This window comes from Terriglobales bacterium, from assembly GCA_035457425.1.
GTDB lineage: Bacteria > Acidobacteriota > Terriglobia > Terriglobales > Acidobacteriaceae > JACPNR01.
Window position 1 is genome coordinate 14,802 of the sequence record DATIBR010000119.1, and the last position, 17,171, is coordinate 31,972.

Genomic DNA, 17,171 nt, shown 5'->3' on the forward strand with positions numbered 1-17,171 from the left:
CCCTAGTTCCGCGCCGCGGCCGCGGCGGCGACGCGCCCGCCCTGCTCGAACTGCTGGCGGCGCTGCGACGCGCCGTACGCGGCGTTGCCGTTGGCGCCTTCGATGACAAAGCGGTCCATGGCTTCCAGCAGCATGCGCGACATCTTCGACATCTGCTCGGCGGAAGCCGCCAGCTCGGTGGAGCCGGAGGTGGACTGCTGCACCAGCTCGCGCATCTTCTCCATGGCCTTGACGACGGCCTGCGCGCCCGAGGCCTGCTCCTCGACCGAGGAGTTGATCTCGTGCGTGATCTCGTTGAGGCGCGTGGTGGCCTTGGCGATCTGCGCCGAGCCGTGCGACTGCTCGTTGGTGGCGGCGCCGATCTCCTGCGCGAACTTGTAGACCTCGGTGACGACGTTGGAGATCTTCTTGAGCGCGGTGGAGAGGTCGCTGCCCAGGGTGAGGCCCTCGTTGACGATGGTGGTCGAGCGTTCCATGTTGTCGACCGCCTTGCGGGCTTCCTTCTGGATGGACTGGATGAGCTCGCTGATCTCCTTGGTGGAGGAAGCGGATTTTTCGGCGAGCTTGCGGACTTCATCGGCCACGACCGCGAAGCCCAGGCCGTGCTCGCCGGCGCGCGCCGCTTCGATGGCGGCGTTGAGCGCCAGCAGGTTGGTCTGCTCGGCGAGGTCGTCGATGACCTCGATGATCTTGCCGATGTCGTCGGCGCGCTGGCCGAGCGCCCCGATGATCTCGCCGGAAGAGCGGATGGAGCCGTTGATGCGGTTGAGGCCGTCGGTGGCCTTCTCCATCGTGGTGATGCCGGCCTGCACTTCTTCGCGCGAGCGCTGCGAGATGTCGAGCAGGACCTTCGCGGTGTCGGCCACGCGCTGGATGGAGGCGACCATCTGGTCGATGGAGGCGGAGGTCTCGCTGACGCTGGAGGCCTGCGTCTGCGTGTTCTTGACCATGTTCTGCACGTTGATGGACATCTCGTGCATGGTGCTGGTGACTTCGTCGATGGCCGAGGAGGCGTGGACGCTGATCTTGGCGGACTCGTCGGAGGCGTCGGCGACCTGGTTGGAGCCCGAGGCGACCTGCGCGGCGCTGTCGCGCACGCTCTTGACGAGCTGGCGCAGGCCAGTCGTCATGGCCATGAAGGCGTTGGCGAGAGTGTCGCGCTTGGAGCGCGGCAACACCTCGACGGAGAGATCGCCGCCGGCGATGGCTTCGGAGACGGCCGCCATCTCCTTCAGGTACGTGACCATGTTCTGGAAGGTGCGGGCGAGATCGCCGATCTCGTCCTTGCTGCTGGTGTCGATGGTGTGCTCGAGGTCGCCGGAGTCACCGATCTCCCGCGCGACGCCGATGAGCTGTGTCAGGGGCACGGTGATGGACTTGGCGGTGAAGCGCGCGACCGCGCCGCCCAGGGCGAAGCACAGCAGGAACATGATGATGGAAATGGACCACATCAGGACGCTGGCGGTGCTGGTGGAGCGCTCCTGGTCGGCGAGCATGCGCGCGTTGGCTTCGTCGGCCATGTCGAGCGGCTCGGTGGAACGCTTGAGCCAGGCGGCGGGATCCTGCTGCAGGTAGAAGATCTGCAGCTCCGCGACGGTGGCGTTGCCGGCGTCGACGTCCTTGCGCTTGGCGATGAGGGGCGCGGCGAAATCGGCGCTCCACTTCTGCTCCAGCTCGCGGACGCGAGCCATCGCGGTGCGCTGCTCGGGCGTGATGGCCTTGGCTTCCGCGATCTTGATCTGCTTGTCGAGCTCGGTCACGCCGGCGTGCATCTTGTCGGCTTCGCGGGTGTCGCCGCTGAGCAGGTAGTTGGCGAGCGCCAGGCGATTCTGCATCATCTGGTACTTCACGTCGCCGGTCGCGCTCTTGGCCTCGAGCGCGTTCTTGAGCGCGCCCTGGGCTGACTGCTGGCGCCAGATGCCGCCCGTCATGACCAGGAAGAGCAGCGTCAGGACGAGCAGGACGCCGCCGAATCCGTAGTAGAGCTTCTTCTTGATGCTCATGTTCTGTCTCCCACCACTTGCCGGGGGTTACGTTACTGAGGTCTGGTGAAATCGAAGGCCACGACCTGGGTCGTCTCTTCGCCGGCCGGCTCGAATTTCCATTTCTTCACGGCTTCCATGGCGGAATCGATCAGGAGCGGATGGCCACCGACCGCCTTGGCACTCTTCACCGTGCCGGCGGGCGTGATCACGACCTCGATCTTGACCGTCCCCGAAACGTTCATGCGCTTGGCGAGCTCGGGATACGCAGGCGCTACTTTACTCTTCGCTTTGCGGTCCTCCGCCAACGCGTTCGGGGTCGCCGCTGCCAGAACCGCCGAGGCCAGCACTCCCAGGGCTACCCACTTCTTGAGTCTGTCAAAAGACACAGCTCCTCCTAAACGGCATACGCCGGAGGGAACAAGTGCAATGTTGCTGCCATCGGAGACGGTCGGGGAGCGCCGGCCACAAATTTAATAACCGTCGTTGAATCAATAGATTAGCGATGATGCGCGGGAAGTTCGTCGGTGAGGTGACGCGCGAGGGAGTCTCATTGGGCGGTGGATAACGGGCTACCCGTCTCAGCGTGAGACGAAAGCGTGTCCGGCGATGTTTATTACTCGGTTAACGGGAGGACTTATTTCTTGACTCATTTTGAGAATCCACATAAGTTTCAGGTTCTCCCCCAACAATCGAGCCCGTCTCACCGATGCCCGTCTCAGGCAGAACGACCGCCGATGCCGCCGCGCCCGTCTTCCAGGAGGCGTTGCTGCGTTTCTCCGCGGCGGTGGCGGAGGGCGGCGACTTCCAGCGGCTGATCCGATTGTTCTGCGAGTCGGCGAAAGAGATCTTCGAAGTCTCGGGCGCCTACTACTGGCGACTGGACGAGAACGAGCGCCTTGTCGCGGTCGACGCCGAAGGGCGGATGGCGGCGGAGTTCCTGGCGGCGACGCTGGAGCTGCACGAGAGCGCGGTCGCGACGGAAGCGGTGCGCGACCGGCGCACGGTCTTCGTGAATGACGTGGTTGCCGAGCGCTATCCGATGGCCGGACGCTTCGGTGCGCGCGCGATGCTGGCCGCCCCGCTGGTGGTGAGCGGGGAAGTCGTGGGCGTCACGGTGCTGCTGCACGACGGCAGGGGCGACTACTTCAACGAAGACCTCGCCGCGAAGGCGACGATCCTGGCGACGCAGCTCGGCAGCATGGCCGAGATCGCGCGGCTGCGCGAGTCGTCGTTGGAAGAGCGCGAGCGCGCGGTGCAGCTCATCGAGCTGACGCAGGCGCTGCAGTCCAGCCTGGACCCGGCCACCATCCACCAACTGCTGGTGACGCGGGTCCGCGATCTGTTCGGCGCGGCGCTGGTAGCCCTCTACCTGCCGGAAGAGAAGACGCTGTTCCCGAAGGCGGTGACGGCCGACGGTCCTCCGAGCCTGGCGGCGGCGCAGGCGGAGACCCTGGCGCATGCGGGAGGGGAGCGGCTCGCGGCCACGACGGGCAGCGAATTGCCGGCGGCGATCCGGTTCGACCGCGGGCTGCGCAGCGGCGCCGTGCCCTTTGAAGAGGCATTGGCGGTGCGCATCCGGACCGCGCGCGACTACGGCGTGCTGCTGGTGTGTTTCGCGCCCGGGGCGCAGGTGCGCGGGCGCGCGTTCCGGCTGCTCGGGTCGCTGGCGAACTCGGTCGGCCTGATCCTGGCGAACGCGGAACTGTATTCGACGACCGAGCAGCATCGCAGCAGAGCCGAGAACCTGGTGAAGCTGGCGCTGGAGCTGAGCTCGTCGCTGAACCTGCCGGGATTCGTGCAGAGCTTCAGCTTGCGGGCGGCGGCGATGCTGGGGGCGCGCGGCGCCGGCCTGGTGCTGGCGCAGGGCAGCGCGCTGGAGACGATATTCCTGAAGACCGAGGCAGGCGACGATCGGGGATTGCCGCGGCAGCTGAGCGCCGCGATGGGGCAGCACGCGGCGAACCGCACGGAATCGATCGCGGCGGGCCGCGCGGCGGAGCTGCTGGGACCCAAGCTGGCGGCCGCCTTGCGCTGGAGCGATGCTTGCGTGGTGCGGCTCGTCGGCGCTTCCAACGAGTTCCTCGGCTACCTTTGCCTGGGCGACCTGAGGCGCACCTGGTCGGAGGAAGACCGCGAGCTGCTGCGCGCGATCGCGGGACACGTTTCGGTGGCGCTCGAGAATTCGCGCCTGTTCACGCGCATCGCGCAATCAAACAAGCAGTGGGCGGAGATCTTCGACGCGATCTCCGACTTCATCGTGGTGCACGACCACGCGAACCGCGTGCTGCGCGTGAACCGGTCGCTGGCCGAGTACCTGGGCGGGCAGCCGTCGGAGCTGATCGGGGTGGGCATGCGGGCGCTCGGCTCCATCACGGCGGGGTCCTCGGAGCTGCCGTGCCCGTTCTGCCGCGCCGGCATGGAATCGGCGGATGAATACATCCATCCGGTGCAGGAGCGCACGTACCTGGTCTCGACTTCGCGCATGCGCGGGGCGCTGAACGAAGGCACGCAGACCATTCACGTGCTGAAAGACATCACCGAGCGCCGCGAGGTCGAGCGGCGTTACCGCGAGCTGTTCGACAACACGCAGGAAGGCATCTTCTTCTCGACGCCGGAAGGGCGGTTCCTCGAGGTCAACGACGCGCTCGTGCGGATGCTGGGGTATGCGTCACGCCAGGAGCTGCTCGAGCTCGATATCTCCTCGCGGCTCTACCTGCATCCCGACGACCGCGAGCGCTTCCGCAAAGCCATCGAAGAGCGGGGCATGGTGCGCAACTACCAGGAGGTGCTGCGGCGCAAGGACGGCACGCTGGTGCACACCCTGCAGAACAGCTTCGCGGTGCGCGATTCGAGCGGCAAAGTGACGCAGTACCGCGGGATGATCCTCGACATCACCGAACTGAAGACATTCCAGTCGCAGCTGCTGCACGAGCGCGATTTCAACAGCAAGATCCTGAACAACACGCAGAGCATGATCCTGGTGTCGGACACCGCCGGGCTGATCAGCTACGCGAACCGGCGGTGCTTCGATTCCGGGGGCTTCAAGGAGAGCGAGCTGCTGGGCAACCGGCTGGTGGACCTGGTCGCGCCCTCGCGCCGCAAGAAGTTCGAAGAGGCGTTCGACGCGGTCATCGGCGGGCAGCAGGTCGACAACCTGGAGCTTCCGATCCAGCGCGCGAGCGGGAAGCTCGGGCACTTCTCGGTGAACCTGAGCCCGATGCGGGACGAGCAGTCGAACGTGACCAGCATCGTGGCCGTGATGACGGACATCACCGACGCGGCGCTGCTGAACGCGAAGCTGGTGCACGCGGAAAAGATGGCGGCGGTCGGACAGCTCGTCTCGGGCGTGGCACACGAGGTCAACAATCCGCTGACGGCCATCCTGGGATTCGCGGACCTGATGCTGGAGCAGCAGGAGATCCCGGATTCCGCGAAGAAGGACCTGCAGATCATCGTGCAGGAGGCGCAGCGCACGCGGCAGATCGTGCAGAACCTGCTGAGCTTCGCGCGCCAGACGCCGGCGGAGCGCAAGCCGGTCGACCTCAACGAGATCCTGCGCCGCACGCTGAAGCTGCGGGCCTACGACTTCTCCAGCCACGGCATGGACGTGGTCGAGCGCTACGACGAGAAGCTGCCGGCGGTGATGGGGGACGCGCACCAGCTGCAGCAGGTGTTCCTGAACATCGTGAACAACGCGTACGACGCGGTGCGCGAGGCCGACCGCCGCGGCCGCATCGAAGTGGTGACGGCGAAGGTGAACGGCAGCGGCGTCGAGGTGCGGTTCATCGACAACGGTACCGGCATCGCGCATCCCGACCGCATCTTCGATCCGTTCTTCACGACCAAGGAAGTGGGCAAGGGGACCGGGCTGGGGCTGAGCATCTGCTACGGGATCCTGCGCGAGCACGGCGGCGAGATCGGGTGCCAGAACAACGGCGAGCAGCCGGGCGCGACGTTCATCCTGCGGCTGCCGGTGGCCGCAAAGGTCGAAGGAGCGTACGCATGACGACGAAAGCCGCGGGTGGAAAGCTGCCGGTACTGGTCGTCGAGGACGAGCCGTCGGTCATGTCGTTCCTGCAGGCCGCGCTGGAGCGCAAGGGCTACAGCGTGGTGAAGGCGACCTCCGGGGTGGAGGCGCTGAAGTTGCTGGCGAGGGGCGAGTTCCTGGGCGTGATCACCGACATGCGCACGCCGGGCGGGGTGAGCGGCGCCGACGTGCACGCGTGGGTGAAAGCGAACCGGCCGCAGCTTGCCGACCGCGTGATCCTGGTGACCGGCGACACCGTGAATGAAGAGACCGTGGCGATCCTGCGCAACACACAAGCGCCGGTCGTGGAGAAGCCGTTCCGCGTGCAGCAGTTGCTGCAGGTGGTCGAGCAGATCCTGGGGAAGGCAGTATGACTGAAGATTTTCGCGTCCGTTTTCTGATCGTGGATGACCAGCAGAGCATCCGCAAGCTGTGCATGACCATCGGGAGTTCGCTGGGCTTCGTGTGCGCGGAGGCGGAGAGCGCGGAAGACGCGCTCGCGCACCTGGAGTCGAACGCCGCCGACATCGTGCTGGTCGACCTGAAGATGGCCAACATGGGCGGCCTGGAGTTCCTCGACACGCTCAAGAAGATGCTGCCGCGCACGGAAGTGGCGATCATGACCGGCTATGGCTCGGTCGAGACGGCGGTGCAGGCGATGAAACTGGGCGCCTATGACTACATCACCAAGCCGTTCCGCGTGGAGGAGATGAAGCTGGTGCTGCAGCGAATGGCGGAGAAGGTCCGGCTGGTGGCGGAGAACCAGTTTTTGCTGGAGCAGGTCCGCACGCAGATGGAGCTGAACGGGATCGTCGGGACGTCGGCGCGGATCCAAGACGTGCTGCGGATGGTCGCGCGGCTGAAAGACACGCGCACGCCGGTGCTCATCACGGGCGAGAGCGGGACGGGCAAGGAACTGGTGGCGCGCGCCATCCACTTCGGCGGCGTGTACGCGAAGCGCCCGTTCGTCGCGGTGGATTGCGGGTCGCTGGTGCCGACGCTGATCGAGAGCGAGCTGTTCGGCTACGAGAAGGGCGCGTTCACCGGCGCGCTGCGCACCAAGGCCGGCCTGTTCCAGGCGGCGGACGGCGGCACCATCTTCCTGGACGAGATCGGCGAGCTGCCGATGGAGATGCAGGCCAAGCTGCTGCGCGTGCTGCAGGAGAAAGAGGTGCGTCCGGTCGGCAGCAACCAGAAGATCCGCGTGGATGTGCGCGTGATCGCGGCGACCAACCGCGATCTGGAGACCGCGTACAAGAACGGGACGTTCCGCAAAGACCTTTACTTCCGCCTGAACGTGGTCACGCTGCACCTCGCGGCGTTGCGGGAGCGGAAGTCCGATATCCCGACGCTGGTGCGGTGGTTCCTGGGCCGGTTGGCGCCCAACCTCGGCATCCAGGTATCCAACGCGGCGATGAATTGCCTGCTCAATTACGAGTGGCCGGGGAACGTGCGCGAGCTGGAGAACTGCATCGAGCGCGCGGTCGCGCTGGGGAACGAGACGCTGATCGACGTCCGCGACCTGCCGCCGGCGATCCAGGCGGCCAGCACCATGCCACTGGCCTCCCACTTGGGCAGGGAAAAGACGGCATCGATCTCCGCTCGTGGGGCAGTCAACGCCAGCGAGCCCGGGATGCCGTCGATGGATCTGGAGGAGATGGAGCGCGCCACCATCCAGCGTGTGTTCGACCAGGTCGGCGGCGACAAGAACCTGGCCCGGGAGATCCTCGGCATCAGCCGGGCGACCCTATATAGAAAGATCAAGCGGTACAACATCCGGGTCGGAGCGCAGGCGGAGAGCGCGGTCGCCAGCCACTAGCGGCCTGAGACTGTTTCAGAGTGAGACGGATGGGGGTCTTTTTCCACCAAGGGCCACCGCGAGTCCATTCATAATCAATCACTTACGGCTACGTTGGTTTGGCCGTCCCCGTGCATTTCCCTTAGACGTCTTATCACGCCTTCGCAGCGTTCGAGAGGAGAACCGGCCCTCGGACGGGAGTGAGAGACGCAACTTGGCCTCTTTCTGGAACGTCCCTTCCCCCGGGCGTCGTCCAAAACCAGGAGAGAGGTGCGAGGAAGATTCGTGGGACAGCATGTCGCGGTTGCGTCATCGACTGCGGGCGAAGGCTCCGTGGCGCGCCTGGCGCAATTCTTTCCTGAAGCGGTCGCGGTGCGCATCCCGGTGCGGATCACCGGGACGGGCCACCGTGGTCGGGAGCTTTCCGAGCAGACGCTGATCGAGTACGGCACGGCGCAAGAGGTTCTGTTCGCCTCGAGCCAGCCGCTGGAGTTCGAGGAGCGGCTGCGACTGGAGAACGCCGACGGCAGCCTGCGCGCGGAGGCGGCTGTCGTCGCAGTGCAATATCACAACGGACGAACGGCCGTGGCGGCGCGGTTCACCGCGAAGCCGGCGAATTGGATCATCCAGCCATGAGCACCGCAACCGCAACAGCACAAACGAACGAGATTGCCGCGCAGTGGCGACTCGCGCGGCAGATTTACCCGGTGTACGCGGCTGCCATCCGGCAGCACGGCGTGGCGCTCGAGCCCTCGCGCGACCTCGAGTACCCGGTGGACCGGAACGAGCCCGAGGCCATCGCGCGCGTGCAAGAGTGGTTCGCGAGCGCGGACAAGAAGGTCGAGGTCTGGCACCTGCGGCAGGTGCTCCAGACCTCGGAAGTCTCGACCGAGCCGGTATTGCGAGCGCTGGTCGCACGTTTTCTCGAGCAGGAAGAGCGGAGCGACAGCGACCGCGACAAGGTCGATTTTCTGCTGGCGCAGTATTTCTTCCAGTGCGCGCCGGCGAAGCTGCACCAGACTGAGCCGACGCTGGATGACGTGGCCGAGGTCCTGGGGCCGGTGCTCGGGGAGTCCATCCCGGAGGCGCCGAGCTGGCTGGCGCCGCTCGATGAGGTACTGGCGGAGCTGAAGCAGTGCGAATCGCTCAGCGACATGCTGGAGCGGAACCTGCTGGCCCGCGCGCGGAAACTCAAGACGGAATCCGGACCGAAGTTCTTCGGCTCGAGCGCGCTGCTCACCTTCACGCGCTTCAACATCCTGGTGCGCGGAGCGTTCGTGCGGCTGATCCAGGGAGACCTGCACGCCATCCGCTTTGCCTTGCACGCGCTCGAACAGCGCGGCCAAGCGATGTTCGACTGCTCGAGCGTCGGTCTCGGCAAGCAGGAGACCTCCGATCACTTGCGCCAGTTCTGCCACGAATGGAAGGCGCTGTTCCGCCGGCAGTACAGCTCCGGCCAGTCGTTCCAGCAGTTGATCAAGCTGCGGGAACTGCTGGAGGCCGCTCTGGAAGCGCCTGCGCCGGTGGTGGCCGAGGCTGAGCCGGAACCGCAGCCCGAGCCCGTTGCGGAGAGCAAGCCCGACCCGGCGCCGGCGCCGGCCGAGGTCCAGGCCGAAGAACCGGTGGCGGACGCCAAGCGTCCGCCGGTGCCGCCCATTGTGCAGGTGGAAGTGGCGGCGGCCTACACGGCGCCGGCAAAGCCCGCGCCGGTGAAGATCGGCAGCAAGCCATTGCCGCCGCAGCCGAAGGCAGTCGCGGCGCCGACCGACGTGGACGGCTGCCTGGAGCTGATCGCCGAACAGCTGTTCCGCGACAGCGCGAAGAAGAGCACGGCGGTGACCGCGGTGACGGTCGCGGGCCACAAGCTGATGCTGTCGTCGTGGGAGGTCACCGCGTTCGTGGAGGGCGGCGACGATGTGTCGGACGCGCTGCAGCGCGCGGTCGCGGCGCGGGCGTTGCTGTCGCGCGCGGTCGAAGAGCGCAAGGCCGGCAAGCCGCTCGATGCCGGACCGATGCTGGCGGCCGCGCACCAGGAAGCGGCGGCGCTGCAGGCGCAGATCGCGCACGCGAAAGAGAAGAAGAACATCGATGGCGCCGTCAACCTGGCCGCGAGCGCGCGCCGCTTGATCGGCCTGATGGAAGAGATGGAGCACGGTCCAAAACCCCCGCAACGGAGCGCGCAGTGAACCAGGACACTGTACTGATCATCGCCGACGAGGCCGAGTTCCCAAGGAACGTGATGGGCCGGTGGCAGGCCGAGCGCAAGGTGCCGGCTTTCACCCTGGTCGGCAGCGAGTCATGGAAGGGGGCGCGGCAGGCGTCGTACGACCTGGCGCTGGTCGGCGGGATCCGCAACGGGCGGCTCGCCATGGTGCTCGACTCGCTCGATTCGTCTTCGTCTCCGACCATCTACGTGCCGGCGGACGACCAGTCGGCGTCGGCGATGCGCACCAGCCATCCGAAGCTCCTCATCCTGCCGCAGCACGACGGCTGGCTCGACGCCCTGATCCTGCTCTCCACCGAGGCGCTGCGGCATGCCGAGGCGGCCGCGCGCGCACGCCGGGCGGAAGAGGCTTCCTCGCAGGACCGCCGCCACGCCACGCTGGGACGCTACATGCTCGAGCAGCGCCACAGCATGAACAACGCGCTGACCTCGGTGCTAGGCAACGCCGAGCTGCTCTTGCTGGAACCCGGGGCGTTGAACGCCGAGGTGCGGGAACAGGTCGAGACCATGCACTCGATGGCACTGCGGATGCACGAGATCATGCAGCGGTTCTCGTCGCTGGAGAGCGAGTTGGCCTTCGCTGAGAAAGAGTCTCAACGTGAGACGAAGGCGCAGTCTCAGCGCGCCGCGACGGGCACGTAGCCCAGATTGCCCGTTCGTGTAACATCCCTAGAACAAACAACTTAACCAACGAGACAAGAGTTGATTCCGGAGCCATCAAGGTGGCTGTGGAATTGCTTTTGTATTCATCGGATAACTCCGCGGAGAGGTGCGCCCGCCCGCCGAGTTCCCGGAAAGAACGATGAAGAAGATTCTGATCGTCGACGACTCGCAGGCCGAGATCAAGCTGATGCAGAGTGTGCTGCAGGCGGCGGGGTATTGGCCGGTGGCCATCAACGACCCGATGAAGGTCGAGCAGACCATCGAGAGCGAGCGGCCGAACCTGATCCTGCTGGACGTGGTGATGCCGCAACGCAACGGCTTTCAGGTGTGCCGCGAGCTGAAGGCGAGCGCCCAGTACGGGCGCATCCCGGTCGTGCTGGTGAGCTCGAAGAACACCGACAGCGACAAGTTCTGGGCGAAGCAGCAGGGCGCCGACGATTACGTGGTGAAGCCGTGGAAGAAGGAAGCGCTGCTCGAGGTAGTGCAGCGCCTGGCGTAGCGAGATGCCGGAAGAGAATCCCCAACTCGAGCCGATGCAGGCGGAAGCAGACGGCGGAGCGATCCCGCCGGAGTTCGCCGAGCAACTGCCGGAGCACCAGTACTGCGTGTTCCGCGCGGGACGCGAGCGCTTCTGCCTGTTGGTGCTCGACGTGGACGAAGTGGTGGAGTGGCCGCGGGTGACGCGGGTGCCGCTGGCGCCGCCGTTCCTGATGGGGGTGTTCAACCTGCGCGGCTCGATCGTGCCGCTGATCGACATCGCGTTCACCGAGGGCCGGCGCGCGGACCTCGCGCCCAAGCACGTGGTGGTGGCGCGGATGAAGGGCGAGGGCGACCGGGACGACCTGCGGCTGGGCATCGCGGCGGACGAAGTGATCGGCACCTACACCACCACCGACACGCTGCTGGTGGACGAGGCGCCGCGCGACGTGCCTCACTGCTGCGGCATGTTGCGGCACGAAGATCGTTTGGCGCTGGCTTTGGATCTGAAGCGCGTGACCGAGGCATTTCCGGTCGGCGTGATCTGAGCACGAAAGTTCTGGGTTCTGGGAGGACGGTATGAAAGGTCGGTTGAGTTCGACCATCTGGATGCTGGTGGCGATGAACCTGGCGGGGATGTTCCTGGTCCTGCTGCTCGGGTACTGGGCGGGCGGCTGGGCGAAGGGCTTGCCCTTCCTGGACGCCTTCAGCATCAGCGACGCGGGCAAGGACCTGCTGGGCGCGTTGCTGGTGATCGCCATCGTCGGGATCGGCAGCGGCATCATGCTGGCGAACAAGGTGCTGACGCCGGTGAAGGAGCTGGTCGAGGTGTCGGAGAAGCTGGCGGCGGGCGAGTACCGCAGCGCGAAGGCCGACGTGCAGTCGAATGACGACTTCGGGCTGATCGCCGACAACCTGAACCGCTCGACCGAGCGGGTGTCGAAGGCCGTCTTCAACCAGGAGGCGCAGGAGACGCTGCAGCGCAGCGTGACCGAGTTCCTGACGATCACGAGCCAGATCGCGCGCGGCGACCTGACGCTGCGCGGCAAGGTGACGAACGACGCGCTCGGCAACGTGGTCGACTCCGTGAACTACATGCTCGACAACTTCGCGAAGGTGCTGGAGCGGGTGCGCAAGGCCGCCATCGACGTGAGCTCGAGCGCGAACGAGATCCTGCTTTCGGCCGAGGAGATGAGCCACGGCGCGAACCAGCAGGACCAGGAGATCACGAACACGTCGTCGGCGGTGGAAGAGCTCACGGTCTCGATGAAGCAGGTGTCGAACAACGCGGAAGCGTCGGCGGAAGCCGCGCGGCGCGCGCTCGACGCCGCGGAGCAGGGCAACCGCGCCGTGCGCGACACGCTGGAAGGGATGCAGCGCATCCGCGCGTCGGTGCAGGCGACGGCGAAGAAGATCAAGTCGCTGGGCGACCGCTCGCTGGAGATCAGCGAGATCATCAACGTGATCAACGACATCACCGAGCAGACGAACCTGCTGGCGCTCAACGCGGCCATCGAGGCGGCGCGCGCGGGGGAGGCGGGCCGCGGCTTCGCGGTGGTCGCCGACGAGGTCCGCAAGCTGGCCGAGCACTCGCGCAACGCCACCAAGGACATCGCGGCGCTGATCAAGGCCATCCAGGCGGAGACGAACGAAGCGGTGGTCGTGATGGAGGAAGGCACCAAGGAAGTGGAAGTGGGGGCGCGGCTGGCGGACCAGGCCGGCAAGGCGCTGGAAGCCATCTCCTCGGTCGTCCGCCAATCGGCGGAGCTGGTGCAGGAGATCTCGCTCGCGTCGAAGCAGCAGGTGCGCGGCACGGAAGGCGTGGCGAACGCGATGCAGATCATCTCGAACATCACGCGGCAGACCTCGCAGGGCGCGCGCCAGACGGCGCGCACGGTGGAGAACATGGTGAAGCTCTCCGAGCAGTTGAACGAGGCGCTGTCGCAGTTCCGCGTCTCGGCGAACGCGGAGCGGGCGGACATGGCCGCCGCCGCGCGCCGGTAGACAGAGAACGGTCAGCAGGCGTTTGCAGCGACGCACATGCTAGAGAAGAACAACCAAGCCGCCACCGTCTCGGACCACGAGTTGTCGGAGATCCGCGCGCTGATCGAGAAGCGCTCGGGCATCCTGTTCGACAGCTCGCGCGAGCGCTTCTTTTCGACGCGCGTGCGCGAACACATGACGGCGAAGCGGCTGGCGCACGGGCTCGACCTGATCCGCGCGATGAAGTCGTCGAACGTGGAGTACGACTCGCTGCTGGAGCGGCTGCTCACGCAGGAAACCTCGTTCTTCCGCTATCCCGACGTGCATGCCGCGCTCGAGCGCAAGGTGCTGCCCGAGCTGCACATGAAGAAGTTCTGGGAGAACCCGCGCTCGCTGCGCATCTGGAGCGCGGGCTGCGCCACCGGGGAGGAGCCGTATTCGATCGCGATGTCCATCTGCGAGACGCTGGAGTTCGCCGAGGCGTGGAACATCCACATCCTGGCGACCGACATCTCGCGGCAGGCGCTGCAGGCGGCGGAGCGCGGCGTGTACTCGCGGCGCGAACTGGGGTCGATGGACCGCGCGCTGATCGAGCTGTACTTCTCGAAACTCGGCGACCAGTTCATGGTCAAGCCGAAGATCCGGAACATGGTGACGTTCGCGCCCATGAACCTCGCGCAAGTCGTCTACATGGGGCGCTTCGACTGCATCTTCTGCATGAACGTCCTGATCTATTTCTCGGACGAGCGGCGGGCGCAGCTCATCCAGCGCTTCTACGAGTACCTCGAGCCGGGCGGCTACCTCTTCCTCGGGCACGCGGAATCGATCGCGAAGACGGGCGTGCAGTTCGAGGCGATCGTGCAGGGTGATTCGCTGTACTACCAGAAGCCGGCGGCGGGCGTGGGCAAGCGCGCGGCCGCGGCGGCCGAACAGGAGTCGGTGTGAGCGGGCCGGAACACGAATTCGTGGAGATCTTCCTGCAGGAAGCGAGCGAGCACCTGCAGTTCCTGCGGGAGTACTCCGGCATCCTGCAGGACCCGTACCCGGTCCCTGAGGACCTGGAGCGGCTCTACATCTCGGCGCACACGCTGGCAGGGACGTCCGGCAGCTACGGCTACCCGCTGTTCGCCGAGGTCAGCGGCAAGCTGGCGCACATCTTCCAGTACGCGATGAACGCGACCATCGGCGCGGAAGCCGCCGGGCCGCTGGTGGAGTTCATCTCGGAAGCGATCGCGGTGCTGGAAAGCGACCTGCTGATGGTGAGCGCGAACGGCGTGGAGGCGGGCGAGGACATCGCGGCGTTCAAGCAGAAGTACCCGTTCGCGTTCCAGGCGCCGGAGGCGGTGCGGGAAGAGGCGGCGTACGTGGACGAGGTCGCGAGCGCGATGGAGACCGCGCCGGAAGAGGCCGCGCCGGTCGCCATCACCGAACTGCCGCAGGACGGAGAGGTGCACGACGAGATCCTCGAGTTCTTCGTGCCGGAAGCCGAAGAGCACCTGCAAGTGGTGACCGAGTGCCTGCTGGCGCTCGAGGCGAACCCGAATCCGGAAGACATCAACCGGCTGTTCCGCGCGATGCACACCATCAAAGGCGCGGCAGCGCAAGTCGGGCTGCTGCGCATCTCGCGCGTGGCGCACCGCGCCGAGGACCTGGTCGGCCGCCTGCGCGACGGGCAGCTGAAGCCCTCGGCCGAGATCGTGGACCTCTGCCTCGAGTCGGTCGATGTCCTGAAGAAGTTCCTCTATCGCCAGTGGCCGGACGAGCTGACGATGCAGGCGACGTTCCGGACGCTGATGCTGCGCATCGGGCGGCTTGCGCCGGAAGAAGAGGAAGAGGGCGCGCCCGCGCCGGCGGTGCAGCCGGTGGAGATCGCGCCGGCGGAGCAGCTGGCGGAGCCGGCGCCCGTTGCCGAGACGCTTCCTGAAGTCGCGGCGCCGATGCACATCGAGCCCGCGCGGCGGGAGCTGGCGCCGGCAGCGCCAGCCGCGGAGGCAAAGGACGAGGAAGAGACCGTCCTGCGGCGCGAGCCCGTGGCGATGCCGCAGTCGAAGTCGGTGCGCATCGCGCTGGAGCGGCTGGACCGCATGATGAACGCGGTCGGCGAACTGGTCATCAACCGCACCCGCATGCTGGGCCGCGTCGCCGAGCTGGAGAAGCTGGCCGACGTGCTGAATTTCTCGAAGGCACGTATGTCCGACAAGGTGTCGGAGTTCACCGAGAAGCACGAGTTCTCGCAGCTCTCGACCTTGCAGACGAGGCCGAAGGCGGAGAAGGGGATCACGTTCGAATCGCCGTACCGCGGCGGCTACTCGAGCTACACACACTCCTACGATTCGTCGCTCGCCGAGTTCAGCGAGCTGGAGATGGACCGCTACGACGACTTCAACATCCTGTCGCGGTCGCTCTCCGAGATCTCCGCTGACATCACCGAGGTGCTGACGCAGCTCGACGGCTTCGTGCGCCGCGTGGATTCCGACATCGACGAGTTCACCAAGCTGGCGCACCGGCTGCAGGACGAGATCACGCAGGCGCGCATGGTGCCGATCGGGAACCTGTACACCCGCATCTCCCGCACGGTGCGCGACGCCGCGAAGGCGTCGAACAAGCAGGTGGAGCTGGCGCTCGCCGGCGCCGAGACCGAACTCGACAACAACATCATCCAGCAGATCTCCGACCCGCTGGTGCACCTGGTGCGGAACTCGGTGGCGCACGGCATCGAGAAGCACGACGACCGCTACGCGGCCGGCAAGCCTGACCACGGCAACATCGCGGTGCGGGCCTACCATCGCGGCAACCATATCTACATCGAGGTCGAGGACGACGGGCGCGGCATCGACTACGACCGCGTGCGCGCGACCGCGGTCGAAGCCGGACTCGTCAGCCAAGAAGACGCCGAGCGGCTCAGCGAGCGCGACCTGACCGACCTGCTCTTCCACCCGGGCTTCTCGACGGCGCCGCGCAAGACGGAGCTGGCCGGCCGCGGGGTCGGGCTCGACGTGGTGAAGGCCAACCTAAGCGCGCTCAACGGCGAGATCGAGGTGGAGACACAGAAGGGCCACGGGACGCGCTTCACCTTGAAGGTCCCGCTGACGCTCATCATCTCGCAGGCGCTGTTCGTGCGCTGCGGCGAGCACACCTTCGCGCTGCCCCTGGCGTTCGTCGAGGAGATCCGGCGGCTGCGCGCCGACGAGATCGAGGAAGTCGGCGGCAAGCTGCTGACCAAGGTGCGCGACGTGGTGACCGAGATCGTGCGGCTGGATGCGCAGCTCGGCCTGCCCGAGGTCGAGCCGGTGAACGGCTTCTACCGGCTGGTGCTGGTGAACGTGGCTGCGCGCCAGGTCGGCATCGTGGTGGAAGAGGTGCTCCGCAAAGACGAGATCGTGATCAAGAACCTGGGCGAGTACCTGCGGAACATGAAGATGTTCCCGGGCGCGACCATCGCGCCGGACGGCAGCCTGATCCTGCTGGTGGACGTGAACCGGCTGGTCGCGGGCGAGGCGGTGGAGCGGCGCCCGCTGATGGCGTCGCCGGTCGCGGCGCGCATCTTCGCGCCGGGCGCGGCCGCGGTCGCCAAGGGAGAGATCCCGGCCGCCGCCATCGACGAGGTGGCGCCGGAAAAAGTGGTGGTACTCGCCGACGATTCCATCAGCGTACGCAAATTCGTGGGTCGCATGCTCGAGAAGGCAGGCTACCGCGTGAAACTTGCGTCCGATGGACTCGAGGCTCTCGAGATCGTCACCCAGACTCGCTGCGATCTGGTGGTGACCGATCTCGAGATGCCTCGTACGAACGGATACGAACTGATCGCCCACCTGCGGCAATCGCCGGAGACGCGCCACATCCCGGTGATGGTGGTCACTTCGCGGGCGGGCGCGAAGCACAAAGATAGGGCGATGCACGAAGGCGCGGCGGCCTTCCTCACCAAGCCGGTGCAGGAAGACCAGTTCCTGGCGGAGGTGGCGCAGTTGATCGGCGCGGCCGGTACGCAGGCGAAAGCGGCGGCCACGAGTTAGG

13 protein-coding genes are annotated in these 17,171 nt (G+C 66.4%); 11 read left to right on the forward strand and 2 right to left on the reverse strand.

All coding sequences use genetic code 11. From position 1 onward, the window contains the following. Positions 1 to 2 precede the first annotated feature (2 nt). Positions 3 to 2,003, reverse strand: coding sequence for a methyl-accepting chemotaxis protein (locus tag VLA96_08915; GenBank protein ID HSE49311.1), 2,001 nt, complete (start codon positions 2,001 to 2,003; stop codon positions 3 to 5). Positions 2,004 to 2,035: 32 nt separating this feature from the next. After that, positions 2,036 to 2,371, reverse strand: a complete 336-nt coding sequence (locus tag VLA96_08920; protein ID HSE49312.1) for an energy transducer TonB — start codon at positions 2,369 to 2,371, stop codon at positions 2,036 to 2,038. A gap of 377 nt (positions 2,372 to 2,748) precedes the next feature. Between VLA96_08920 and VLA96_08925 the strand changes: the two genes are divergently transcribed. From VLA96_08925 to VLA96_08975, 11 genes are all read left to right on the forward strand, one after another. Continuing rightward, on the forward strand, positions 2,749 to 5,991 hold the full coding sequence (locus VLA96_08925) for a PAS domain S-box protein (protein HSE49313.1): 3,243 nt from the start codon (positions 2,749 to 2,751) through the stop codon (positions 5,989 to 5,991). Beyond that, positions 5,988 to 6,386: a response regulator gene (locus tag VLA96_08930; protein HSE49314.1), complete on the forward strand. Its 399-nt coding sequence runs from the start codon at positions 5,988 to 5,990 to the stop codon at positions 6,384 to 6,386. The genes VLA96_08925 and VLA96_08930 overlap by 4 nt, the downstream gene beginning before the upstream one ends. After that, positions 6,383 to 7,831, forward strand: coding sequence for a sigma-54 dependent transcriptional regulator (locus VLA96_08935; protein HSE49315.1), 1,449 nt, complete (start codon positions 6,383 to 6,385; stop codon positions 7,829 to 7,831). Before VLA96_08930 ends, VLA96_08935 begins: the two co-directional genes overlap by 4 nt. Before the next feature lie 312 nt (positions 7,832 to 8,143). After that, on the forward strand, positions 8,144 to 8,446 hold the full coding sequence (locus VLA96_08940; protein HSE49316.1) for a hypothetical protein: 303 nt from the start codon (positions 8,144 to 8,146) through the stop codon (positions 8,444 to 8,446). Further along, a complete protein-coding gene (locus VLA96_08945; protein HSE49317.1) occupies positions 8,443 to 9,996 on the forward strand; it encodes a hypothetical protein in 1,554 nt (517 codons plus the stop codon). Before VLA96_08940 ends, VLA96_08945 begins: the two co-directional genes overlap by 4 nt. Next, positions 9,993 to 10,676, forward strand: a complete 684-nt coding sequence (locus tag VLA96_08950; protein HSE49318.1) for a histidine kinase dimerization/phospho-acceptor domain-containing protein — start codon at positions 9,993 to 9,995, stop codon at positions 10,674 to 10,676. The genes VLA96_08945 and VLA96_08950 overlap by 4 nt, the downstream gene beginning before the upstream one ends. A 160-nt stretch (positions 10,677 to 10,836) precedes the next feature. Next, on the forward strand, positions 10,837 to 11,196 hold the full coding sequence (locus tag VLA96_08955; GenBank protein HSE49319.1) for a response regulator: 360 nt from the start codon (positions 10,837 to 10,839) through the stop codon (positions 11,194 to 11,196). A gap of 4 nt (positions 11,197 to 11,200) precedes the next feature. Further along, entirely contained in the window at positions 11,201 to 11,722 is a 522-nt protein-coding gene (locus tag VLA96_08960) for a chemotaxis protein CheW (GenBank protein ID HSE49320.1), read from the forward strand. A gap of 31 nt (positions 11,723 to 11,753) precedes the next feature. After that, positions 11,754 to 13,178, forward strand: a complete 1,425-nt coding sequence (locus VLA96_08965) for a HAMP domain-containing methyl-accepting chemotaxis protein (GenBank protein HSE49321.1) — start codon at positions 11,754 to 11,756, stop codon at positions 13,176 to 13,178. A 36-nt stretch (positions 13,179 to 13,214) separates the two neighbouring features. Further along, positions 13,215 to 14,102, forward strand: a complete 888-nt coding sequence (locus tag VLA96_08970) for a protein-glutamate O-methyltransferase CheR (GenBank protein ID HSE49322.1) — start codon at positions 13,215 to 13,217, stop codon at positions 14,100 to 14,102. Beyond that, complete coding sequence (locus tag VLA96_08975) at positions 14,099 to 17,170, forward strand: response regulator (GenBank protein ID HSE49323.1); 3,072 nt, start codon at positions 14,099 to 14,101, stop codon at positions 17,168 to 17,170. The genes VLA96_08970 and VLA96_08975 overlap by 4 nt, the downstream gene beginning before the upstream one ends. Position 17,171: the final 1 nt, after the last annotated feature.